Here is a 23,797-nt window from a genome sequence, read left to right as displayed (position 1 = left end):
CACGATCGACATAATAAAAGACCATATTCGAGGGTAATCTATGAAAAAGCAGGTCCTGGCTCTTTCTCTTCTGCTGGCTCTTTCCAGCGCCAGCAGCGCGTTTGCTGCCGCGCCGAAGACGCTGCGCATTGGCACCGATCCAACCTACGCGCCTTTTGAATCTAAAAATGCACAAGGTCAACTGGCTGGCTTCGATATCGATCTGGCTAATGAAATCTGTAAACGTATGGCGACTAAATGTACCTACGTTGAAAGCGATTTCGATGCGTTAATCCCCTCGCTGAAAGCGAAGAAAATTGATGCCATCATCTCTTCGCTCTCCATTACCGAAAAGCGTCAGCAGGAGATCGCTTTCTCGGAAAAACTCTACGCAGCTAACGCCCGTCTGATTGCGCCAAAAGGCTCAAAAATCCTGCCTACCCTTGAGTCGCTGAAAGGCAAAACCATCGGTCTGCTGCAGGGCACCACCCAGGAAACCTACGCCAATGAAAACTGGCGTCCAAAAGGCATCAACGTGACGCCTTATGCCAATCAGGATCTGGTTTATCAGGATCTGACTGCCGGCCGTATCGATGCAGCCTTCCAGGATGAAGTCGCTGCCAGCGAAGGTTTCCTGAAACAGCCAGCCGGGAAAGATTACGCTTTCGCTGGTCCTGCGGTGAAAGATGAAAAAATCTTTGGTGTGGGTACCGGTATGGGCATGCGTAAAGATGATACCGAGCTGAAAGCGGCCATCGACAAAGCGTTTGATGAAATTCGCAAAGATGGCACCTACGACAAGTTAGCTAAAAAATATTTCGACTTTGACGTGTACGGCGGTTAAGTAAAACCTGTCATGGGGGCCCGCCAGTCTGCGGACTGCGGCCCCTGTTTTGTACGCCACAGGCGGATGAAACGCGAAGTTAAAACAAAGGCAGGCCTATGCTGTATGGATATTCTGAAGTAATTTTTAAAGGGGCGCTGGTCACGCTTGAGCTGGCACTCAGCTCGGTGTTGCTTGCCGTTATCCTTGGTTTAGTTGGCGCCGGGGCCAAACTTTCTCATAATCGTCTGTTGCGGATGATTTTCGAAGGCTATACCACGCTGATCCGTGGCGTGCCCGATCTGGTATTGATGCTGCTGATTTTCTACGGTCTGCAGATAGCCCTGAACCAGTTTACCGATATGCTTGGCGTCGATCAGTTCGATATTGATCCTATGGTTGCCGGTATCATCACTCTTGGCTTTATCTATGGCGCATACTTCACTGAAACTTTTCGGGGTGCCTATATGGCGGTGCCGAGAGGGCAGATTGAAGCTGCGACAGCGTTCGGCTTTACCTCCTCACAGACCTTTCGCCGCATTCTTTTCCCGGGCATGATGCGCTTTGCGCTGCCGGGCATTGGCAATAACTGGCAGGTTATCCTCAAGGCAACCGCGCTGGTTTCGCTACTGGGGCTGGAAGATGTGGTTAAAGCGACCCAGCTGGCCGGGAAAAGTACCTGGCAACCTTTCTATTTTGCGGTTGTCGCCGGGGTGATCTACCTGGTGTTTACCACGCTTTCCAACGGCGTGCTGATGTGGCTTGAGCGCCGTTATTCGGTGGGCGTAAGAAGGGCTGATTTATGATTGATATTATTCAGGAATACTGGAAAGCCCTGTTGTGGACGGACGGTTATCGTTTCTCTGGCGTAGCCATCACTCTCTGGCTGCTGGTGATTTCCGTGGTGCTGGGCGGCTGCCTGGCCGTGCTGCTCTCCATCGCCCGCGTTTCCTCCATCACCGCTGTGCGTTTCCCTGTATGGCTGTTTACTTACGTCTTCCGTGGCACGCCGCTGTATGTTCAGCTGCTGATCTTCTACTCCGGGATGTACACGCTGGAAATCGTCAAGGGCAACGATTTGCTGAATGCGTTCTTCCGCAGCGGCCTTAACTGTACGCTGCTGGCGCTGACGCTGAATACCTGTGCTTACACCACGGAAATTTTCGCCGGTGCCATCCGGTCGGTTCCTCACGGTGAAATTGAAGCCGCACGCGCTTATGGATTTTCCACCTTCAAACTTTACCGGTGCATCATCATGCCTTCGGCTTTGCGCACGGCACTGCCTGCCTACAGCAATGAAGTGATTTTGATGCTGCACTCTACGGCGCTGGCCTTTACCGCAACGGTGCCGGATCTGTTGAAAGTCGCCCGCGATATCAACTCCGCCACCTATCAGCCCTTTATCGCTTTTGGCATTGCGGCGGTGCTCTACCTGATAATCTCGTATGTGTTGATTAGTCTGTTCCGCAAGGCGGAAAAACGCTGGCTGGCGCACGTTAAACCTTCATCAACTCATTGAGCAGAATTATGGCCGACAATAAATTAAACGTAACTGAACTGCATAAACGTTATGGCGAACATGAGGTGCTGAAGGGCGTGTCACTGCAGGCAAATGCCGGTGACGTGATCAGCATCATAGGGTCTTCCGGATCGGGAAAAAGCACCTTCCTGCGCTGTATCAACTTCCTTGAGAAGCCGAGCGAAGGCACGATTTCGGTCAACAACCAGAATATTCATCTGGTGCGTGATACCGATGGCCAGCTCAAGGTGTCCGATAAAGAGCAACTGCGAGCGCTGCGTACCAGCCTGACTATGGTGTTCCAGCACTTCAACCTGTGGAGCCACCTGACGGTTTTACAGAATGTGATGGAGGCGCCCATTCAGGTGCTGGGGCTCAGCAAAGCGGAAGCTCAGGCTCGTGCGGTGAAATATCTGGATAAAGTGGGCATTGATGAGCGTGCCCGCGGCAAATATCCGGTAAACCTGTCCGGTGGTCAGCAGCAGCGTGTTTCTATTGCCCGTGCGCTGGCGATGGAGCCTGAGGTACTGCTGTTTGATGAACCGACTTCAGCGCTGGATCCAGAGCTGGTGGGTGAAGTGCTGAAGATCATGCAGAAGCTGGCGGAAGAGGGCAAAACTATGGTGGTGGTTACCCACGAGATGGAGTTCGCCCGCCATGTCTCCAGCCATGTGATTTTCCTGCATCAGGGTAAAATTGAGGAAGAGGGGCGTCCTGAAGATGTGTTCACTAATCCGAAAAGTACCCGCCTGCAGCAGTTCCTTTCAGGCGCGCTGAAATAATTTTGACGGCGGTCAGGAGATTTCTGCCCGCTAAAGCGTTTACTGTTTTCAGCAAGGGCCAGATTCGTTCTGCCCTTGCTGAGAGCTCATTGCCTGATTCCCTGCTTTTGTTCTCCTTCTGAAGCACCATGCTGGTTTAACCGCATACTGCTAAACCACATCCTGCAGCGCTTCATCCAGCTGATACCAGCGGAAAGCGAACCCGGACTCTTCCAGCCGCTTAGGCAGCACATGCTGACCGCCCAGCACCAGAACCGAGGATTCCCCCATCATCAGCTTAATGGCCGCCGCAGGCGTGCGCATAAAGGCCGGACGGTGCATGGCGTGCCCAAGCGTGGCGGCAAACTGCTCGTTGCGAACTGCATAGGGCGCAACCAGATTGAAAGGCCCGCTCAGCGTTGGCCCATCCAGCAGCCACAGAATCGCGCTGAGCATGTCGTCAAGATGGATCCACGGCATATATTGCTTGCCGCTGCCAATGGGGCCGCCAATCCCCAGCTTAAACGGCAGCTTCATTTTGCTCAGTGCGCCGCCTTCTTTCGCCAGCACAACGCCAGTGCGTATCAGGCAGACCCGCGTTTGCTCGCTTTCTGCTGCTTTTGCCAGGGTTTCCCAGTGGGCGCAGAGCTGGTGGGTAAATTCATCCTGCCCGGGATCGTCTTCGGTGAGCACCAGATCGCCCGTATCACCGTAAAAGCCGGTAGCCGATCCTGAAATCAGCACCGAGGGTGGGGTGGCGCTGGCATTGATCAGCGTCGCCAGCTGCTCGGTGATCCGCCACCGGCTTTCACAAAGGTGACGCTTTTGCTGCTCCGTCCAGCGTTTATCCGCAATAGGTTCGCCCGCCAGGTTAATGACCGCATCCACTTCGTTCAGATTGCGTTGCTGATCCAGCCCTGACCAGAAGTTTACCGCCTCGCCAAGCTTGCTGCGCGCGGCAGCCACATCGCGGGTCACTACGCTTACCTGGTAGCCCCTTTGCAGCAGAAGGGGGATCAGGTGGCTGCCAATCAGGCCGGTGCCGCCCGTCAGTAAAATATGCATGCTGTCTGTCCTTAATCTGAGAAATAAAATATCCAACAGCCTGCTTTCAGCTTAGGTGAAGTTTGGGGGATTGCCTTTCTGCAAAAAAATGGGTAAACAGGATGCAGACGCCGACTAGTAAGGATCTCAGGATGAATTACCCCACAGTTACGCTCTGGTCTGATGCCTGTTTTTTTAGTCCCTATGTGATGTCTGTCTTTGTTTCTCTGACGGAGAAAGGTGTGCCGTTTTCCCTGCAGCATATCGACCTCTCCAGCAGCGAACACCTGCAGAAAGCCTACGGGGAGATCTCCCTGACCCGCCGCGTGCCAACGTTACAGGTCGGGGATTTCCTGCTTTCTGAATCTTCTGCCATCGCCGAGTATCTTGAGGAACGGTTTGCTCCTCCGGAATATGAGCGTCTTTATCCCCGCGATATTGAGAAACGGGCGAAGGCGAGGGAGGTTCAGGCATGGTTGCGAAGTGATTTTATGCCGCTGCGTCAGGAACGTCCCACTGAAGTGTTGTTTGCCGGTGAAAAATTCCTGCCCTTAAGCGAGCACGCGCAGGCCTCGGCTGAGAAGCTGTTTAACGGTGTCGATCGGCTGCTTAAACTGGGTCAACAGAATCTGTTTGGCGAGTGGTCGATTGCCGATACCGATCTGGCCGTGATGATCAATCGTCTGGCGCTGCATGGCGATGCTGTGCCGGAGCGCATCGCAGATTATGCGCATTTTCAGTGGCAGCGTGCCTCTGTACAGTTGTGGCTCTCAGAAACCTCCAGGACCGCCTGTTAATAACACGGGTGGGTTATAATTTTTCAGCGGTCCGTGGCAAACTGTGCGGGCAAGAGTCAACGTGCGCTGATGCGCCAGAACAAATAAGGGTTACGGATGGTGGAGCAAGAGAGCGGCACGGAGTGGGTGGATATCGTTAACGAGGATAACGAGGTCGTCGCACAGTCCAGCCGTGCGCAAATGCGGGCACAGTGTTTGCGCCATCGCGCAACCTACATCGTGGTTCACGATGGCAGGGGTAAAATTCTGGTACAGCGTCGTACCACGACCAAAGACTTTATGCCCGGCATGCTGGATGCCACCGCCGGAGGCGTGGTGCAAAGCGGTGAGGATTTACTCGAATCAGCCCGCCGGGAAGCGGAAGAAGAGCTGGGCATTGCCGCCGTGCCTTTTGCCGAACACGGGCTGTTTTACTTTGAAGATCAGCACTGCCGTGTCTGGGGCGGGCTGTTCAGCTGCCTTTCGCACGGCCCGTTTGCCATGCAGGAAGAAGAAGTGGATGAAGTGTTCTGGATGACCCCGGAAGAGATCACCGCCCGTTGTGATGAGTTTACCGACGACTCCCTGAAGGCGCTCTCACTTTGGCTCAGCCGTAATAATGAGCAGTCGCGTTTAACCGCTTCCCAGGCTTAGCCCGGTATGAATAACGGATTGCTGCCACCCTTATCATCAGGGCACCCGGCTGATACCCGTTATTGAAAATGCACTGTCCGGGCTACGGATAGCCCGAAAAAAATAAGGCCGCTTCCGCGGCCTTAGTCTTATTTTCAAGCCTTAACCATTAACGAACAACTTTCTGTACGGGCTGAGTTTTGCGGCCTAATTTGCCCATCGCGCCAGCGATAGCGGCTTCAACCAGCAGCACGACCAGCAGCATCCAGCTGGCTTTAGCAGTAGCCGCAGCGGCCTGTTCAGCAGCTTCACGGGCTTTCTGCTCGGCTTCAGCTTTCAACTGTTGATATTGCTTGCGTGCCTCATCATAACTTTTCTGCGTCTGGGCAACGATCTGGTCAACTTCCTGATCGCTTTTACCGGTACGCGCTTTGATGATATTTTTCAGGGCATCCATATCGGCAGCCTGCAGCGTATCCTGATTGCGTGACAGTACGCCTTTGAACCAGTTTGCCAGATCTGTATCAGCTGACTGAGGATTACTGGCGGTATTTTGCGCCTGATTTTTGGCGTTGTCGGTTTCTTTATTGGCATCATTTTGCAGATTCTGCGGTTGCAGTTCTGGCTTACCGGTCTGACGCAGCGTCGTCTCCAGTTCATTCTGCATGTTGCCCAAATCGATATTATTTTCCTTGAGTTTCTCTTTCGCCGTATCCGCCAGCGAGGGAGCAACTGCGGAAATGCCATTGCCCAGCATGCTGAAACCAGAACCTATTACACTGGCTGTGCCGCTGACAGCGCTGCTGATAATCATAATCGCCAGCCACAGGCAGATAAGCGTATTCACTGCCCACATCAGTAATCCATGCAGGGCGCCTTCACGCTGAGCCAGACGGCCGGTGATAAATGCGCCGGCGGCAACAGAAATCAACATGCTCAGCCCTGTCCAGATAGCGGCACCTGTCCCCAGTCCGTCCACGGGATTTTGTTCTTTCAACGGATCAATGGTGGTGGCACCAATCGCCGTGCCCAGAATAGCGAGCAGCAAATAAATAACGGTGGAAATAATGACGCCTGCAAATACGGCGCTCCAGGAAATGCGCTTCAGAGGAAGACCATTATTTATTTCACTGTAAACCGGATGAATGTGATTATCGCTCATGGGGGTTCTCCCTTTACCTGTTTATTTATCGCCACTGCAAAGCAGCATAATTATTAAGAACATACTCACTCTTTGTTCCTTGCCTGTCTAAGACTAGTCTCAGACTCCCGTTTATTCCATAAAATAATAAACCAGTAAAATGGTGCATTAATTTCAATGGATTAGCGGTTCCTGATGGCAAGGCTTATATAAAAAAAGTCGGGTAGAATAGAATCTGCGTAAAGTCATTATTCAGAGCAAAAAAATGCTTTATGCAGGGTTATTTATTCAGGCTGTGAGAGAGATAAAAGAAATAAAAAAAAGGCGAATCCTGAGATTCGCCTTTTTAGCCGGATGATGTCTTAACTTTCCGCTTGTTTAGACTGAATAGCCGTCAGAGCGATGGTGTAAACGATGTCGTCAACTAATGCACCACGTGACAGATCGTTCACCGGTTTGCGCATACCCTGCAGCATAGGCCCGATTGAGATCAGGTCAGCAGAGCGCTGTACGGCTTTGTAGGTGGTGTTACCGGTGTTCAGGTCCGGGAAGATGAACACGGTGGCGCGGCCCGCAACCGGGGAGTCTGGGGCTTTAGACTTGGCCACGTCGGCCATGATCGCGGCGTCATACTGCAGCGGGCCATCGATAACCAGATCCGGACGCTTTTCCTTGGCGATACGGGTCGCTTCACGCACTTTTTCGACATCACTACCGGCACCGGACGTGCCGGTTGAGTAGGAGATCATCGCTACGCGAGGCTCAATACCAAACGCCGTGGCCGAATCCGCAGACTGGATTGCAATTTCTGCCAGCTGCTCCGGATTCGGATCCGGGTTGATGGCGCAGTCACCGTAAACCAGCACCTGCTCAGGCAGCAGCATAAAGAACACGGAGGAGACCAGCGAACTGTTTGGCGCCGTTTTGATCAGCTGTAACGGGGGACGAATGGTGTTGGCAGTGGTGTGAACCGCACCCGAAACCAGGCCGTCGACTTCGCCACGCTCCAGCATCATAGTGCCCAGCATCACGTTATCTTCCAGCTGCTCCTTCGCCACCACTTCGGTCATGCCTTTGCTCTTACGCAGTTCAACCAAACGGGCAACATAGTTTTCGCGGGCCACTTCCGGATCCACAATCTCAATGCCTTTACCCAGCTCAACGCCCTGAACCGCTGCAACACGCTGGATTTCGTCAGGATTGCCCAACAGGATACAGGTGGCAATGCCACGCTCAGCACAGATAGCAGCTGCTTTGATGGTGCGGGGCTCATCACCTTCCGGCAGTACGATGCGCTTACCAGCTTTGCGCGCCAGTTCTGTCAGCTGATAGCGGAAGGCTGGTGGTGACAGGCGGCGGCTGCGTTCTGATGCCGCGGTCAGGGATTCAACCCAGTCAGAGTCGATATAACTGGCCACGTATTCCTGGACGCGCTCAATACGCTGGGTATCGTCGCTGGGGACTTCCAGATTGAAGCTCTGCAGGCTTAACGAGGTTTGCCAGGTATTGGTTTTCACCATAAATACCGGCAGGCCGGTAGCAAAAGCACGTTCGCACAGCTTGCGGATAGGCTCATCGATCTGATAACCGCCGGTCAGCAGTACGGCACCAATCTCCACGCCGTTCATTGCAGCCAGACAGGCCGCCACGATGACATCCGGACGGTCGGCTGAGGTGACCAGCAACGACCCCGGACGGAAATGCTCCAGCATATGGGGAATGCTGCGCGCGCAGAAGGTCACAGACTTCACGCGGCGGGTATTGATATCCCCTTCGTTGATCACTTCAGCATTCAGGTGGCGACACATATCGATGGCGCGGGTAGCAATCAGCTCAAAGCTCCACGGCACACAACCCAGCACCGGCAGCGGGCTGTTGGCAAAGAGCTGCTTGGGATCAATATTGGCAACATTAGCTTTAGTGGAGTCATCGAAGATTTCTGACAAATCCGGACGGGTGCGGCCCTGTTCGTCTACCGGTGCGTTCAGTTTGTTAATGATTACGCCGGTGATATTTTTATTTTTGCTGCCGCCGAAGCTGCTCTGGGTCAGCTCAATACGCTCTTTCAACTGAGCCGGTGAGTCCATCCCCAGCGAGGTGACGAAGACGATTTCGGCATTCAGCGTTTTGGCAATTTCGTAGTTCAGCGCGGAAGCAAACTGGTGCTTGCGGGTAGGGACCAGGCCCTCTACCAGCACCACTTCAGCATCTTTGGTGTTTTCGTGGTAGCGCGCGATGATCTCTTCCATCAGCACATCCTGCTGGTTGGCTCCCAGCAGAGATTCCACACGGCTCATTTGCAGCGGCTCGGCGGCTGGAATGGAGGAGTTCTTACGGATGATAGTGGTGGTCTGATCCGGCGAATCGCCACCGGCACGCGGCTGAGCAATAGGTTTGAAGACGCTGAGACGCACGCCTTTACGCTCCATGGCGCGGATCACACCCAGGCTGATACTGGTCAGGCCGACGCTGGTGCCGGTAGGAATTAACATAATAGTACGGGACACGGTTAACCTCTCAAAAGCTACTGGTGTCAGAAACAACTTCGCCAGCCGGGGCTGACGGAGGAAAAGACTCAGGCGGTCAGGCGGCTGGCGTCCTGCGCAATGACCAACTCTTCGTTGGTTGGAATGACCAGAGCCGGGCGGGTGCCCTCTTTATTGATATAGCCGGATTTGCCAAAGCGGGCGGCCAGGTTGCGTTCATGGTCGACTTCAAAGCCCAGCAGGGCCAGTTTGCCCAGAGAGAGTTCACGGACCATCGCCGCATTCTCGCCAATGCCACCGGTGAAAATCACGGCGTCAAGACGGCCATCCATCAGTGCGGTATAGGAGGCGATGTATTTTGCCAGGCGGTGGCAATAAACATCCATCGCGCGTTTGGCATCTTCTTTAGTGGTGTAGTTGTCTTCAACGTAACGGCAGTCGCTGGTGACGCCGGTCAGGCCCAGCAGGCCGGACTCTTTGGTCAACATTTTATTGATCGCATCCACGCTCATGCCCAGGGTGTCATGCAGGAAGAACACCACCGCAGGGTCGATATCGCCTGAACGGGTGCCCATCACCAGACCTTCCAGCGGCGTCAGCCCCATAGAAGTATCCACACACTCTCCATTACGGATAGCGGCAACCGAGCCACCGTTGCCCAGATGGCAGGTGATGATATTCAGCTCTTCCACCGGCTTATTCAGCACTTTGGCGGCTTCGTGGGTGACATAGAAGTGGCTGGTACCGTGCGCGCCATAGCGACGAACGCCATGCTCACGGTAAAGTTTGTACGGCAGAGCATAAAGATATGACTCTTCCGGCATAGTCTGATGGAAAGCCGTGTCGAAAACCGCCACATTCTTATCAGACAGGTGAGGGAAGTTTTTCATCGCTTCATCAATGCCGATCAGGTGCGCCGGGTTATGCAGCGGAGCGAAAGAGGAGGCATCCTTGATGCCCTGAATCACATCCTGATTGATAATGACTGACTGGGTCAGCTTCTCGCCACCGTGAACAATGCGATGACCAATTGAAGTGATAAGTGCAGACAGCTCTGGTTTTTGTGCCAGAATAGTTTTAACGATGAAGTTAAGAGCTTCGCTGTGTGCGGAACCGGCTCCTAATGCCTCTTCGTGTTTAGCCCCTTCCATTTTCCACTTGATACGTGCTTCAGGCAGGTGGAAACATTCGGCTAAACCGGAGAGGTATTCTTCGCCGTTTGCCGGATCGATAATGGCAAATTTCAGGGAAGAACTGCCGCAGTTCAGAACCAAAACTAACTTACTCGACATGGAAGGTCCTATTGGTTAAAAGTGGCGAAAAAAAACTCAATCCGACTATCAGCGTAGCGCATGAAAGCTGGTACATTAATGATGAACGTCATGCTCACGGTAAATTTTGTTCAAAAGCAAAAAAACTTTATAAATTTTACGTGATTTTTTGAATTATACGCGATTAACACAGGTCTACATGCAGAGTGATAGCAACCCTGTAACAGCCATTCAACAAACGCGCACAGGATAACCAGAGTGTTGCGTAAAGACAAAATATTTTGAAAGATGTCAGGTAAAGTTGGTGAGTTGTACGTTCTTTTTAATTTTTATATATGAAGTTGAGGTCTGCCATGTCTGATGAATCCGGCACCGTCGGTTGGTTTAAACTGTTCCAGCGTGGACAGCACTATATGAAGACATGGCCTGTCGATAAGCGTCTGGCACCCATGTTCCCGGAAAATCGTGTCTCCAGAGCCACGCGTTTTGCTATCCGTTTTATGCCGCCACTGGCCGTCTTCTCGCTGACCTGGCAAATTGCGCTGGGTGGGCAACTCGGCCCGGCAGTAGCAACAGCGCTGTTTGCCTGTAGCCTGCCGATGCAGGGATTATGGTGGCTCGGCAAGCGTTCAGTAACGCCGTTGCCTCCCACGCTGCTTGACTGGTTCCATGAAGTGCGTGAAAAGCTACAGGCAGCAGGCCAGGCGATAGCGCCGGTAGAAGGTAAACCTACCTATCAGTCGCTGGCTGACGTGCTGAAGCGCGCCTTCAGTCAGCTTGATAAAACCTTCCTGGACGATCTTTAATCCTCTGGCCGGGGGGCTGCTCAGGCAAAACCCGGCCTGGATCAAAGAAGCGTCTGCTTGTCATTCCGCGCTGTAACGGCTTATGCCATCCTCAGTCATCCCCTTCAGGTTTCATTATGCCCACCGCGGCACAGGAGTGAATGATGGAAATGACCAATGCCCAGCGTCTGATCCTCTCTAACCAGTATCGAATGATGACGATGCTCGATCCCGATAATGCCGAACGCTATCGCCGTCAGCAGACCATTATTGAGCGCGGTTATGGCTTGCAGATGCGTGAACTGGATCGTGAATTTGGCGAGCTGACCGAAGAAGTCTGTCGGTCAATTATTGATGTGATGGAGCTGCACCACGCGCTGCACGTCTCCTGGACCAACCTGAAAGAACCCTGTGCCATTGAAGAGCGTCGCCTGACATTTCTGGGATTTGATGCCGCTACAGAAGCGCGTTATCTTGGCTACGTGCGGTTTATGGTTAATGTGGAAGGGCGCTACACCCACTTTGATTCCGGCACGCACGGTTTTAATGCGCAGACCCCGATGTGGGAAAAGTATCAACGCATGCTGACTGTGTGGCACACTTGCCCCAGGCAGTACCATCTGAGTGCGAATGAGATCGCGCAAATTATCAACGCCTGAGAAGGAAAAGCGTAGTGAAGTGTAAAGGTTTTCTGTTTGATCTGGACGGCACGCTGGTAGATTCTTTACCGGTGGTCGAACGCGCCTGGGCGAACTGGGCATCACGACACGGCATTGCCGCCGATGAAGTGCTGAACTTCATTCACGGTAAGCAGGCTATTACCTCACTGCGTCATTTTATGGCTGGTTCCTCTGAAGAGGAGATCCAGCAGGAGTTCCTGGCTCTGGAAAAGATTGAAGCAGAGGATACCGACGGGATTGTGGCTTTGCCCGGTGCGCTGCAGCTGCTTGCCACTCTCGATGAACTGAATATCCCCTGGGCGATTGTGACCTCGGGATCATTCCCTGTAGCTTCAGCTCGTCGTAAAACAGGCGGTTTGCCGGAGCCAGAAGTGATGGTAACTGCGGAACGCGTGCAAAATGGTAAGCCAGAGCCGGATGCTTATCTGCTCGGCGCGCAGCTGCTGGAACTTGAGCCGGAAGAGTGCGTGGTGGTTGAAGATGCCGCCGCCGGGATCCTCTCTGGCCTGGCGGCTGGTTGCCACGTAGTGGCGGTCAATGCTCCTGCGGGTTCATCAAGACTGGACGATGTGGATATGCTGCTCAACTCCCTTGAGGAGCTGATCGTCCATAAAAATCCTGATGGCACCCTTGATGTGCACCGAAAGCATTAAGATATGATTTGACCCCGCTATAGCGGGGTTTATTTTATGCGATGATCTGTACGGTCTTTCCCCTGAGTACAGAGTTCCACGTGAATAAAGAGCTTATCTGGGTTATCTCCCTCCTGCTGATTACCATCCTGTTGTTTATCTCCGGCAAGTTACGTATGGACGTAATTGCGCTGCTGGTGATTATTCTCTTTGTGCTCAGCGGAACCCTGACTCTGCAGGAAGCCACCCTCGGCTTCAGCGATCCTAACGTTATTCTGATTGCGGCTTTATTTGTCATCGGCGAAGGGCTGGTACGCACCGGCGTGGCGCTGAGCATGGGAGAGTGGCTGATCAGGATGGCGGGCAGCAGCGAAACCAAAATGCTGGTGTTGCTGATGTTAACGGTAGCGGGTCTGGGCGCTTTTATGAGCTCCACCGGCGTGGTGGCCATTTTTATTCCCGTGGTGCTCAGCGTGGCGGCGAAAATGGGCAGTTCACCGGGGCGGCTGATGATGCCATTGAGCTTTGCCGGGCTGATCAGCGGCATGATGACCCTGGTAGCCACGCCGCCCAATCTGGTGGTTAACAGTGAACTTCTGCGAGAGGGGCTGAAAGGCTTCAGTTTTTTTGACGTAACGCCGGTAGGGATCGTCGCGCTGATTTCAGGGATTGGCTATATGCTGGTGGCGCGCTTCTGGCTGGTTACGCCAGAGGGAGAGCAGGGGAGCAAACAACCGCGACGCAGAACCTATCGCGATCTGATCCGAGACTACAGGCTGAGCGGCAGGGCCAGGCGTCTGGGGCTCAGAGCGGGATCACCGCTGATTGGCAAGCGACTGGACGATCTGCAACTCCGCGAGCGTTTTGGCATCAACGTGGTCGGGCTTGAGCGCTGGCGCAAGTTTCGCCGGGTGATGGTGCCGGTGACCGGGACAACGGAGTTCCGCGTACGGGATGTGCTGCTGATAGATATGTCCGCTGCGGGCGTAGATTTACGCAAATTTTGCAGTCAGCATCTGCTGGAGCCGATGATCCTGCGGGGGGAATATTTTTCCGATCGCGCGCGGGACGTGGGAATGGCAGAAGCGGTGATCATCCCGGATTCTGAATTGCTGGGGAAAACGCTGCGGGAAATCGCCTTTCGTACACGTTTCGACACCAGCGTTGTGGGTATCCGGCGGCGCGGCGAAGTGCTGGAAGGGGTGTTAACTGACCCGCCGCTGGAAATGGGCGATACGCTGCTGGTGATTGGCGACTGGAAAAAAATTCGCGCCATGCAGCAGCAGAAACGCGATCTGATTTTACTGAATCTGCCTGCCGAAGTGGATGATGTGGCCCCCGCGACCAGTCAGGCTCCTCACGCAATTTTTTGTCTGGCCCTGATGGTGGCGATGATGCTCACTAATGCCATCCCCAATCCGGTAGCCGCGTTAATTGCCTGCCTGTTAATGGGCAAGTTTCGCTGTATCGATATGGAAAGCGCTTACCGTGCCATCCACTGGCCGGGTCTGATACTGATTGTCGGGATGATGCCGTTTGCTCTGGCTTTGCAGAAGACAGGCGGGGTGGATCTTATTGTCAGCGGACTGATGGATGTGGCGGGGGAAGAAGTCCGCACGTCATGCTGCTCTGCCTGTTTATTCTGTGCGCCACCATTGGCCTGTTTATATCCAATACGGCCACGGCAGTACTGATGGCGCCGATTGGCGTGGCCGCCGCCCATCAGATGGGCCTGTCGCCTTACCCCTTTACCATGATTGTGGCAGTGGCGGCTTCAGCGGCCTTTATGACGCCGGTCTCTTCACCGGTTAACACACTGGTACTGGGCCCCGGAGGCTACCGGTTCAGTGACTTTGTGAAAATTGGCGTGCCGTTCACGCTGATTATCATGGTAGTCAGCGTGCTGCTGGTGCCGGTGCTGTTTCCGTTCTGAGGCTACAGCGACTGCTGACTGATTTCATCCAGTGACAGGCTGAAGCTGGGCACAAATACCTCAACAAAGTAGTCCATCTCAGGGCTGTGGCGCTCGGTCAGGGTTTTTTCCAGCCGGACTTTAGCCAGTTGAAACTCATGGTTTCCGGCGGAGAGTTCTTCCAGGCATTTCAGGTAGGCGCACAGCGCATCGGCTTGTTTAACGATCGCCTTTTCGCCTTCATCATGCATCTGCTCATCAATCAACGGACGCCAGGCACTGCGTAACTCTTCCGGCAGCATGTCGATGAGCTTTGACTGCGCAATCTTCTCAATCTTTTTATATTCATGCGCAATCTGGGCATTGTAGTACTTTACCGGCGTAGGCAAATCGCCGGTCAGCACTTCACTGGCATCATGGTACATCGCCATCAGGGCGATGCGCTCAGCATTGAGGTTGCCATTGAATTTTTGATTTTTGATCACTGCAAGCGCATGGGCAACCATTGCAACCTGCAAACTGTGCTCTGACACATTTTCGGTGCGCACGTTGCGCATCAATGGCCAGCGGTTGATCAGCTTAAGGCGGGAGAGGTGGGCGAAGAAATGACTCTGATTCATGGGATGCTTTTCCTGTAACCTGGCCACGGGGAACGGACGGCTCCGCTCCCCCAGGCCCCACAGTATAGCCCTATCCTGGCGCTATTCCTGTGCTGTTTTGCTACAGACTACTGACGGTAACCTTCAAGGAAGCGGCCAAACTTGCCGATTGCCATTTCCAGTTCATTAACGTGGGGCAGGGTGACGATGCGTACATGGTCCGGATAAGGCCAGTTAAACGCCGATCCCTGCACCAGCAGCACTTTCTCCTGCAGCAGGAAGTCGAGCACCATTTTCTGGTCATCCTGCAGATTGAATTTTTTGGCGTCAATCTTAGGGAACATATAGAGCGCGCCGTCCGGCTTCACGCAGCTGACGCCGGGAATATCGTTGATCAATTCCCAGGCGCGGTTGCGCTGTTCATACAGCCTGCCGCCCGGTGCGATAAACTCGCTGATGCTTTGATAGCCACCCAGCGCGGTCTGAATGGCATGCTGAGCCGGTACATTGGCACACAGGCGCATAGAGGCGAGCATTTCCAGCCCCTCAATATAGCCTTTAGCATGTTTTTTCGGGCCATTAAGCACCATCCATCCCTGACGGAAACCGGCCACGCGGTAGGTTTTGGAGAGCCCGTTAAAGGTGATGGTCAGCAGATCCGGCGCCAGCGCGGCAATGGAGTGATGCTGAGCTGCGTCATAAAGGATCTTGTCGTAGATTTCATCAGCGAAAATAATCAAATTATGCTGGCGGGCCAGCTCAACCACTTCCAGCAGCAGCTCTTTGCTGTAGACCGCGCCGGTCGGGTTGTTAGGATTGATAATCACGATGCCGCGAGTGCGCGGGGTGATTTTACTGCGAATGTCGTCCAGATCCGGGAACCAGCCTGCCGACTCATCGCAGAGATAATGCACCGCTTTACCGCTGGACAGGGAAACGGCAGCGGTCCACAGGGGGTAATCCGGAGCCGGCACCAGCATCTCATCGCCCATGTTCAGTAACGCCTGCATGGACTGCACGATCAGTTCGGATACGCCATTGCCGATATAAACATCTTCCACGGTCATGTCACGCATGCCGCGGGCCTGATAATGCTGAACAATCGCTTTACGCGCAGAGTACAGGCCTTTGGAGTCGCAATAGCCCTGCGCGCTGGGCAGGTTACGGATCACGTCTACCAGAATTTCATCCGGGGCTTCAAAACCAAACGGAGCCGGATTGCCGATGTTCAGCTTGAGAACTTTATTACCTTCTTCCTCAAGACGCTTTGCTTCTTTTAACACCGGGCCACGAATGTCGTAACATACGTTATCCAGTTTGCCTGATTTTTCAATTGGATTCATTTTTCGCCTTTGACTTTCCTGCCATGGAAAACTAACCCGCACAATGTACTCCTCTCTGATGCACTTTTGAAGAGCCACGTCGGGCTTTGAAAAGGCGCTGCAACGCACTTTCTTGTAAGCATTTGGTAAATTCAGATGGATTGATGAACTCTGGAACTGTCAAAAATGTCTTATTTGAGTGGTGGGAAAATAACCGGTTTGAGTTAGGGCCAACAGCAGGGTATTCCCCCCGGAATCCCCCCTTTACCAGGGCGATGACGGCAGACGTGACACGGAATGATAAATTTTCGTGGCGAAACACTGACTGGGCGGGGGTTAGCCAATAAAATGTTACTTTACTGATAAGAATTACAGGATTAGGGCTTAAAAAATAATCGACAGTATGTCAGGATAATAGCCAGAGGACTTTGTGCCCCGCGCGCAAGTTTCTCAGGTGATATTAAGCACCATACTCTCACCGGCAAGCTTAAATGATTCTTATCATTATTCCGCTGTTCCCACAGCGTTCTGGTCGTTCAATTTTACATGGTTGTAACACGTTATCAGCACCCTAGTCAGACAATATAGTCAGGCTTGCGGCGTTGATATACCAGATAAGCGCCGCTCTCTGCCCCTTATGAGTTAGTGCTGCGTGCAGTAGTGATATATCAGACGGAACACTTTGTCATCAGTTCCACCTGCGGTGAAAGCCGGGGATATTTGGGCTGTGGAGAGGTTCAGGTCTGCAAAGAAAAGTAATGCAGAGCGCCTTTTCGCTCAAAGCATTACGCATTGGTTATCGCGGTGTCCTTTTGATACGGCGGTAATAACACCAGGGTAGCTGTTCTTAAAAATCTTATAAAGTGAAGAAAACATGACTAATGCAAATCGTCCGATTCTTAATCTAGACCTCGATCTGCTGAGAACATTTGTTGCGGTTGCCGATCTGAACACCTTTGCTGCCGCAGCAGCAGCGGTATGCAGAACGCAATCGGCTGTAAGCCAGCAGATGCAGCGTCTCGAACAATTGGTAGGCAAAGAGCTGTTTGCCAGACATGGACGCAACAAGTTATTGACGGAGCATGGTATTCAGCTGCTCGGCTATGCCAGAAAAATTCTGCGCTTCAATGACGAAGCCTGTACTTCTCTGATGTACAGCAATATCCAGGGCGTGCTGACTATTGGCGCTTCTGATGACACGTCCGACACTATTTTGCCTTTCCTGCTGAACCGGGTCACGTCTGTTTATCCCAAGCTGGCAATTGATGTACGCGTGAAACGCAATCCTTTCATGATGGAGATGTTGAATCAGGGAGAAGTGGATTTAGTTGTCACCACCTCCAGCCCGATGAACTTCACCTGGCAGGTATTGCGTACTTCTCCAACGCTTTGGTATTGCGCGGCGGATTACATCTTCCAGCGCGGGGAAGCGATTCCTCTGGTGCTGTTGGATGAGCCGAGCCCTTATCGCGATATGGCTATTGACCACCTCAACGAGGCGGGCATTCCATGGCGCATCTCCTACGTGGCTTCCACCCTTGCAGCGGTTCGTGCAGCGGTTAAAGCGGGTCTGGGTGTCACTGCCCGTCCGGTAGAGATGATGAGCCCTGAGCTTCGCGTGATGGGTGCGGCTGAAGGTCTGCCGGTATTACCAGATACGGAATACCTGCTGTGCCGTAATCCGGAAAGCGACAATGAGCTCGCCCTGGCGATCTTTAACGCGATGGAATCAAGCAACGATCCTTATAACCTGACGGCATCAGGTCAGGACAGCACTTCATTCCCGGATGAAGACGAATAAAATTAAGTTTCTTTACTGCTGAACTTATTTGTTAATTTTTAACGAATAATAAGAGCAGATTTAATGAAATAAGCCCTTCAATGCAATCAGGCATTGAGGGGCTTTTTTATTGGATTTTTCTCAGGAAAATGATGCCTTTTTTTGCCGGGAAATTTCTCTGGCGATGAATAATGCTCCAGACCTGAATCGACGGTTAAAGTTAACAATCTGTGCGGTGTAATGGTCTTATCGTAATGATTTTGCGAAGAGAAAGTTGCTGGTTTTTGCATCAAAAAACATGAAACTGTGCGCTGGATCAAAAAAATAGCCCCATAAAGGGGAAGGAAAGCAGGGCGATTCCTGCCAAAATAGAGATTGTTAAATCCGCGATCCGTACAGGGAATTACCCGCTACACTTGATCAGGCACCCCGGACTGACTCGATTTAGCTCATTTTCTGCGCATAAAATGTTAAAAAAATGATGCGGGTGTAAATTAATGTGCGGATACTTTTGTCAAAGTTGACAGAAGGTTATAGAAAGGAGTAAAAAACCACATAAAATCGCTGCCTAATCAAAAAAGACAGCAAAATTTATAAGGTTTTTTATTTTTCCCCTGAATCGATGGGGTAGGTTAACTGCCGGTTACAGAGCAGAACGCCTGACACCCCTTGTTGAGTAAAGCAGAGCGTATGTCTACAACTACAGAAGTTATCGCCCATAACTGGGCATTTGCTGTATTCCTGATCGTCGCTATCGGCCTTTGTTGTGCAATGCTGGCCGGAGCATGGTTTTTAGGCGGGAAAGCCCGTGGAAGATACACTAACACCCCTTTCGAATCCGGTGCGCCTGCGGTAGGAACAACCCATCTTCGGATGTCCGCCAAGTTCTATCTGGTGGCCATGTTCTTCGTCATCTTCGACGTTGAAGCCCTCTATTTATACGCCTGGTCGACCGCAATCCGCGAAAGCGGCTGGGTCGGCTTCGTGGAAGCCACCATTTTCATTTTGGTACTGCTTGCTGGACTGGTTTATCTGGTGCGTATTCGCGCGCTGGACTGGGCGCCTGCACCTCGTCGTGTCGTCGTCAAGCCAACCACTATCTCGCATTCCAACCGTCATACGCAGTAAAAGCGAGGCTTAAAGATGGACTATACGCTCACCCGCGCGGACCCGAACGGCGAGAATGACCGTTACCCATTACAGAAACAGGAGATCGTGACCGATCCCCTGGAAAAGCACGTTCACCAGAATGTCTATATGGGCAAGCTGGAGCATGCCATGCACGATATGGTGAACTGGGGGCGCAAAAACTCTTTATGGCCGTTTAACTTCGGCCTTTCCTGCTGCTACGTAGAGATGACCACCTCGTTCACTTCGGTGCACGACGTGGCTCGTTTTGGGTCGGAAGTTATCCGTGCCTCGCCTCGCCAGGCGGATTTCATGGTGGTGGCCGGAACCTGTTTCACCAAGATGGCGCCGGTTATTCAGCGTTTGTATGACCAGATGCTGGAGCCGAAATGGGTGATCTCCATGGGTGCCTGCGCTAACTCCGGCGGGATGTATGACATCTATTCGGTGGTGCAGGGCGTGGATAAATTCCTGCCTGTTGACGTCTATATCCCTGGCTGCCCACCGCGTCCGGAAGCCTATATGCAGGCGCTGCTGCTGCTGCAGGAATCGATCGGTAAAGAGCGTCGTCCGCTCTCATGGGTCGTAGGCGATCAGGGTGTCTATCGCGCCAATATGCAGTCAGAGCGCGAAAGAAAGCAGGGTGAACGCATTGCCGTTACTAACCTGCGCACCCCGGACGAAATTTAACCGCTACCCGCGATAATGGCGTTGCTTCCGGTCGCACGACAGGGGCAGCGTCAGAGAAAAGAACAGGTAGAACAGTTTATGGATGGCCTGACTGACAGCGCATAAAAAACAGAACACGCGCAGGCCCCGCCAATACTGAGTGCCTGCCTGCAGGCCCACATGGTGAACAACTTATGACAGATTTGACCACGCAAGATCTCGCTCAGCCAGAATGGCAAACCCGTGATCACCAGGATGACCCGGTGATCGGCGAGCTGCGTAACCGTTTTGGGCCAGATGCCTTTACCGTTCAACCGACCCGTACCGGCGTACCGGTTGTCTGGGTGAGGCGTGAACAGCTTCTTGAGATTACTGAGTTCCTGCGCAAGCTGCCTAAACCTTACGTGATGCTCTACGACCTTCACGGAATGGATGAGCGTCTGCGTACTCACCGCGACGGTTTACCCGCTGCGGATTTTTCCGTTTTCTATCACTTTATCTCTATTGAACGTAACCGCGACATTATGCTCAAGGTGGCGTTATCTGAAAAAGATCTGCACGTCCCCACCGTCACCAAAATTTTCGCCAATGCCAACTGGTATGAGCGCGAGACCTGGGAGATGTTCGGTATCACCTTCGATGGTCACCCGCACCTGACGCGCATTATGATGCCGCAGGACTGGGAAGGGCACCCGCTGCGCAAAGATTACCCGGCGCGTGCTACCGAGTTCGACCCGTTTGAGCTGACCAAAAAAACCGAAGATCTGGCGATGGAGCAGATGACCTTCAAGCCTGAAGACTGGGGCATGAAGCGCGGCACCTCCACCGAGGACTTTATGTTCCTCAACCTCGGGCCTAACCACCCCTCGGCGCACGGTGCTTTCCGCATCATTCTGCAGCTGGACGGTGAAGAGATTGTCGACTGCGTGCCGGATGTGGGTTACCACCACCGTGGTGCGGAGAAGATGGGCGAGCGTCAGTCCTGGCACAGCTACATTCCGTACACCGACCGCATCGAATACCTTGGCGGCTGCGTTAACGAAATGCCTTACGTGCTGGCCGTTGAAAAACTGGCCGGTATCAAGGTGCCAGAGCGCGTTGACGTTATCCGCGTGATGCTGTCAGAGCTGTTCCGTATTAACAGCCACCTGCTCTATATCTCCACCTTTATTCAGGACGTTGGGGCGATGTCCCCGGTGTTCTTTGCCTTTACCGACCGCCAGAAAATTTACGATGTGGTTGAAGCGATCACCGGTTTCCGTATGCACCCGGCCTGGTTCCGCATTGGCGGCGTGGCGCATGACCTGCCGAGAGGCTGGGATGGATTGCTGCGTGATTTCATCAACTGGCTGCCAAAACGTCTGAAAGCTTATGAGCAAACGGCGCTGAAAAACTCGGTGCTGGTAGGCCGTTCGAAAGGCGTCTCCGCCTATAACCTGGAAGAGGCGCTGGCATGGGGAACCACCGGTGCCGGCCTGCGCGCTACCGGACTGGATTTTGACGTGCGTAAATGGCGTCCGTACTCCGGCTATGAAAACTTCGATTTTGAGATCCCGATTGGTGATGGCATCAGCTGTGCTTACACCCGTGTGATGCTGAAGATGGAAGAGATGCGCCAGAGTCTGCGTATTCTTGAGCAGTGTCTGAACAACATGCCGGAAGGCCCGTTCAAGGCGGATCACCCGCTGACCACGCCGCCGCCAAAAGAGCGCACGCTGCAGCATATCGAAACGCTGATCACTCACTTCCTGCAGGTCTCGTGGGGCCCGGTTATGCCGGCTAACGAATCTTTCCAGATGATTGAGGCGACCAAAGGGATCAACAGTTACTACCTGACCAGCGATGGCAGCACCATGAGCTACCGCACCCGTGTGCGTACGCCAAGCTTCCCACACCTGCAGCAGATTCCGTCAGTGATCAACGGCAGCCTGGTATCCGACCTGATCGTATACCTCGGTAGTATCGATTTTGTTATGTCAGACGTGGACCGCTAATTATGCACGATCAACGAATTGCGATCGAAACGATCGAAGAGACCAAAGCTTTTGAGCTGAGCGCGTTTGAACATGACGCTATCGAGCATGAAAAGCACCACTACGAAGATGCCCGTGCGGCGTCAATCGAAGCACTGAAAATTGTGCAGAAACAGCGTGGCTGGGTGCCGGATGGCGCGATCAATGCTATCGCGGACGTGCTGGGGATCCCGGCCAGCGATGTGGAAGGGGTGGCAACATTTTACAGCCAGATCTTCCGTCAGCCGGTTGGCCGTCATGTGATCCGCTACTGCGACAGCGTGGTCTGTCACATCACCGGTTTCCAGGGGATTCAGGCTGCATTAGAAGAGAATCTCAACATCAAACCAGGCCAGACCACGCCGGATGGCCGCTTCACGCTGCTGCCAACCTGCTGCCTTGGTAACTGTGACAAAGGGCCGACCATGATGGTGGACGAAGATACTCACGTACACCTGACGCCGGAAAATGTCGTCAATTTACTGGAGCAGTATCAATGACAATCAAACAGATCATTCGTACTGCTGAAATGCATCCGCTGACCTGGCGTATGCGTGATGATAAGCAGCCGGTGTTCTTTGATGAATACCGCAGCACCGGCGGCTATGCCGGTGCGGACAAAGCCCTGAAAACGATGTCGCAGGACGAAATTGTCGCAGCCGTTAAAGATTCGGGTCTGAAAGGGCGCGGCGGTGCGGGCTTCTCGACAGGCCTGAAGTGGAGCCTGATGCCAAAAGACGAATCCATGAACATCCGTTACCTGCTGTGTAACGCCGATGAGATGGAGCCGGGCACCTATAAAGACCGCCTGTTGATGGAGCAGATGCCTCATCAGCTGGTGGAAGGCATGTTGATCAGCGCCTTTGCGCTGAAAGCCTACCGTGGCTACATCTTCCTGCGCGGCGAATACATTGAGGCCGCCGTGAACCTGCGCCGGGCAATTGTCGAAGCTACTGAAGCGGGTTACCTGGGAAAAAATATCCTGGGTACGGGCTTTGACTTCGAACTGATTGTTCACACCGGCGCGGGCCGCTACATCTGTGGTGAAGAGACCGCGTTGATTAACTCGCTGGAAGGACGCCGTGCTAACCCACGCTCCAAGCCGCCGTTCCCTGCTTCCGCAGGCGCATGGGGCAAGCCGACCTGCGTGAACAACGTGGAAACCCTGTCGAACGTTCCGGCAATTCTGGCGAACGGCGTCGACTGGTACAAAGGCATCTCCACCAGTGATGACACCGGCACCAAAATGATGGGCTTCTCCGGTCGCGTTAAAAACCCTGGCGTCTGGGAACTGCCTTTTGGTACTACGGCCCGCGAAATCCTGGAAGATTATGCCGGTGGTATGCGTGACGGACTGAAATTTAAAGCCTGGCAGCCGGGCGGTGCGGGAACAGATTTCCTGACCGAATCACACCTCGATTTGCCGATGGAGTTCGCCAGCATCGGTAAGGCCGGCAGTCGTCTTGGTACCGCACTGGCTATGGCTGTGGATCATGAAATCGGAATGGTTTCGCTGGTGCGCAACCTGGAAGAGTTCTTTTCCCGAGAATCCTGCGGCTGGTGTACGCCATGCCGTGATGGCCTGCCGTGGAGTGTGAAAATCCTCCGCGCGCTGGAGCGCAAAGAGGGGCAGCCGGGCGATATTGAAACCCTGCTGCAGCTTTGCCGCCAGCTTGGTCCGGGTAAAACTTTCTGTGCACACGCGCCGGGAGCAGTAGAGCCACTGCAGAGCGCCATTAAATATTTCCGTGAAGAGTTTGAGGCCGGTATTGCGCCTCAGGTCTTCAGCAACGCGCACGCAATTGCCGGTATCCAGCCAAACCTGTTAAAGGCCCGCTGGTAAAG

21 protein-coding genes and 1 pseudogene are annotated in these 23,797 nt (G+C 53.3%); 16 read left to right on the top strand and 6 right to left on the bottom strand.

Annotated features, from left to right (window positions below):
- Window positions 1-40: 40 nt before the first annotated feature.
- The 4 genes from argT to hisP all read left to right on the top strand — a co-directional run bounded on the left by argT (window position 41) and on the right by hisP (window position 3,103).
- Window positions 41-823, top strand: a complete 783-nt coding sequence (gene argT, locus VRC33_RS15755) for a lysine/arginine/ornithine ABC transporter substrate-binding protein ArgT (RefSeq protein WP_338557255.1) — start codon at window positions 41-43, stop codon at window positions 821-823.
- A 98-nt stretch (window positions 824-921) separates the two neighbouring features.
- Window positions 922-1,608 (top strand): histidine ABC transporter permease HisQ, encoded by a 687-nt coding sequence (locus VRC33_RS15750; RefSeq protein ID WP_338557254.1) that lies wholly within the window; start codon window positions 922-924, stop codon window positions 1,606-1,608.
- Complete coding sequence (locus VRC33_RS15745; protein ID WP_338557253.1) at window positions 1,605-2,321, top strand: ABC transporter permease; 717 nt, start codon at window positions 1,605-1,607, stop codon at window positions 2,319-2,321. The genes VRC33_RS15750 and VRC33_RS15745 overlap by 4 nt, the downstream gene beginning before the upstream one ends.
- Before the next feature lie 8 nt (window positions 2,322-2,329).
- On the top strand, window positions 2,330-3,103 hold the full coding sequence (hisP, locus tag VRC33_RS15740; protein WP_338557252.1) for a histidine ABC transporter ATP-binding protein HisP: 774 nt from the start codon (window positions 2,330-2,332) through the stop codon (window positions 3,101-3,103).
- 150 nt (window positions 3,104-3,253) lie between these two features.
- Here the strand turns inward: hisP and VRC33_RS15735 are convergent, their stop codons facing one another.
- On the bottom strand, window positions 3,254-4,147 hold the full coding sequence (locus tag VRC33_RS15735) for a TIGR01777 family oxidoreductase (protein WP_338557251.1): 894 nt from the start codon (window positions 4,145-4,147) through the stop codon (window positions 3,254-3,256).
- A 131-nt stretch (window positions 4,148-4,278) separates the two neighbouring features.
- On the opposite strand from VRC33_RS15735, the gene yfcF reads away from it, so the two are divergent.
- Window positions 4,279-4,923: a glutathione transferase gene (gene yfcF, locus VRC33_RS15730; protein ID WP_338557250.1), complete on the top strand. Its 645-nt coding sequence runs from the start codon at window positions 4,279-4,281 to the stop codon at window positions 4,921-4,923.
- Between the two features lie 96 nt (window positions 4,924-5,019).
- Window positions 5,020-5,556, top strand: a complete 537-nt coding sequence (gene yfcD, locus VRC33_RS15725; protein ID WP_338557249.1) for an NUDIX hydrolase YfcD — start codon at window positions 5,020-5,022, stop codon at window positions 5,554-5,556.
- Between the two features lie 148 nt (window positions 5,557-5,704).
- Here yfcD and VRC33_RS15720 read toward each other — a convergent pair whose 3' ends face one another.
- The 3 genes from VRC33_RS15720 to ackA all read right to left on the bottom strand — a co-directional run bounded on the left by VRC33_RS15720 (window position 5,705) and on the right by ackA (window position 10,454).
- Window positions 5,705-6,697 (bottom strand): TIGR04086 family membrane protein, encoded by a 993-nt coding sequence (locus tag VRC33_RS15720; RefSeq protein ID WP_338557248.1) that lies wholly within the window; start codon window positions 6,695-6,697, stop codon window positions 5,705-5,707.
- Between the two features lie 341 nt (window positions 6,698-7,038).
- Complete coding sequence (pta, locus tag VRC33_RS15715) at window positions 7,039-9,183, bottom strand: phosphate acetyltransferase (protein WP_338557247.1); 2,145 nt, start codon at window positions 9,181-9,183, stop codon at window positions 7,039-7,041.
- A 68-nt stretch (window positions 9,184-9,251) separates the two neighbouring features.
- Window positions 9,252-10,454, bottom strand: a complete 1,203-nt coding sequence (ackA, locus tag VRC33_RS15710; RefSeq protein ID WP_338557246.1) for an acetate kinase — start codon at window positions 10,452-10,454, stop codon at window positions 9,252-9,254.
- Between the two features lie 332 nt (window positions 10,455-10,786).
- Between ackA and yfbV the strand changes: the two genes are divergently transcribed.
- From yfbV to VRC33_RS15690, 4 genes and pseudogenes are all read left to right on the top strand, one after another.
- Window positions 10,787-11,239: a terminus macrodomain insulation protein YfbV gene (gene yfbV, locus VRC33_RS15705; protein ID WP_338557245.1), complete on the top strand. Its 453-nt coding sequence runs from the start codon at window positions 10,787-10,789 to the stop codon at window positions 11,237-11,239.
- 143 nt (window positions 11,240-11,382) lie between these two features.
- A complete protein-coding gene (locus VRC33_RS15700; RefSeq protein WP_338564314.1) occupies window positions 11,383-11,877 on the top strand; it encodes a YfbU family protein in 495 nt (164 codons plus the stop codon).
- 14 nt (window positions 11,878-11,891) lie between these two features.
- Window positions 11,892-12,551, top strand: a complete 660-nt coding sequence (locus tag VRC33_RS15695; protein ID WP_338557244.1) for a sugar phosphatase — start codon at window positions 11,892-11,894, stop codon at window positions 12,549-12,551.
- A gap of 80 nt (window positions 12,552-12,631) precedes the next feature.
- Window positions 12,632-14,463 (top strand): annotated as a pseudogene (locus VRC33_RS15690) (SLC13 family permease).
- 2 nt (window positions 14,464-14,465) lie between these two features.
- Here VRC33_RS15690 and yfbR read toward each other — a convergent pair.
- The gene (yfbR, locus tag VRC33_RS15685; protein WP_338557243.1) at window positions 14,466-15,062 is read right to left on the bottom strand and encodes a 5'-deoxynucleotidase; all 597 of its coding nucleotides are present in this window, start codon (window positions 15,060-15,062) and stop codon (window positions 14,466-14,468) included.
- Window positions 15,063-15,169: 107 nt separating this feature from the next.
- The gene (locus VRC33_RS15680; RefSeq protein WP_338557242.1) at window positions 15,170-16,384 is read right to left on the bottom strand and encodes a pyridoxal phosphate-dependent aminotransferase; all 1,215 of its coding nucleotides are present in this window, start codon (window positions 16,382-16,384) and stop codon (window positions 15,170-15,172) included.
- Between the two features lie 853 nt (window positions 16,385-17,237).
- Between VRC33_RS15680 and lrhA the strand changes: the two genes are divergently transcribed.
- The 6 genes from lrhA (at window position 17,238) to nuoF (ending at window position 23,795) form a co-directional block, all read left to right on the top strand.
- On the top strand, window positions 17,238-18,164 hold the full coding sequence (gene lrhA / locus VRC33_RS15675; protein WP_338557241.1) for a transcriptional regulator LrhA: 927 nt from the start codon (window positions 17,238-17,240) through the stop codon (window positions 18,162-18,164).
- Window positions 18,165-18,833: 669 nt separating this feature from the next.
- Entirely contained in the window at window positions 18,834-19,271 is a 438-nt protein-coding gene (locus tag VRC33_RS15670) for an NADH-quinone oxidoreductase subunit A (protein ID WP_338557240.1), read from the top strand.
- Window positions 19,272-19,286: 15 nt separating this feature from the next.
- Window positions 19,287-19,961: an NADH-quinone oxidoreductase subunit B gene (locus VRC33_RS15665; RefSeq protein ID WP_338557239.1), complete on the top strand. Its 675-nt coding sequence runs from the start codon at window positions 19,287-19,289 to the stop codon at window positions 19,959-19,961.
- Between the two features lie 173 nt (window positions 19,962-20,134).
- The gene (gene nuoC, locus VRC33_RS15660) at window positions 20,135-21,934 is read left to right on the top strand and encodes an NADH-quinone oxidoreductase subunit C/D (protein WP_338557238.1); all 1,800 of its coding nucleotides are present in this window, start codon (window positions 20,135-20,137) and stop codon (window positions 21,932-21,934) included.
- A gap of 2 nt (window positions 21,935-21,936) precedes the next feature.
- A complete protein-coding gene (nuoE, locus tag VRC33_RS15655; protein WP_338557237.1) occupies window positions 21,937-22,452 on the top strand; it encodes an NADH-quinone oxidoreductase subunit NuoE in 516 nt (171 codons plus the stop codon).
- Entirely contained in the window at window positions 22,449-23,795 is a 1,347-nt protein-coding gene (nuoF, locus tag VRC33_RS15650; RefSeq protein WP_338557236.1) for an NADH-quinone oxidoreductase subunit NuoF, read from the top strand. The genes nuoE and nuoF overlap by 4 nt, the downstream gene beginning before the upstream one ends.
- The last annotated feature ends 2 nt before the right edge of the window (window positions 23,796-23,797 follow it).

Origin of the sequence: Erwinia sp. E_sp_B01_1 (assembly GCF_036865545.1) — a bacterium.
GTDB lineage: Bacteria > Pseudomonadota > Gammaproteobacteria > Enterobacterales > Enterobacteriaceae > Erwinia.
This window is presented reverse-complemented; position numbering and strand designations above follow the sequence as displayed.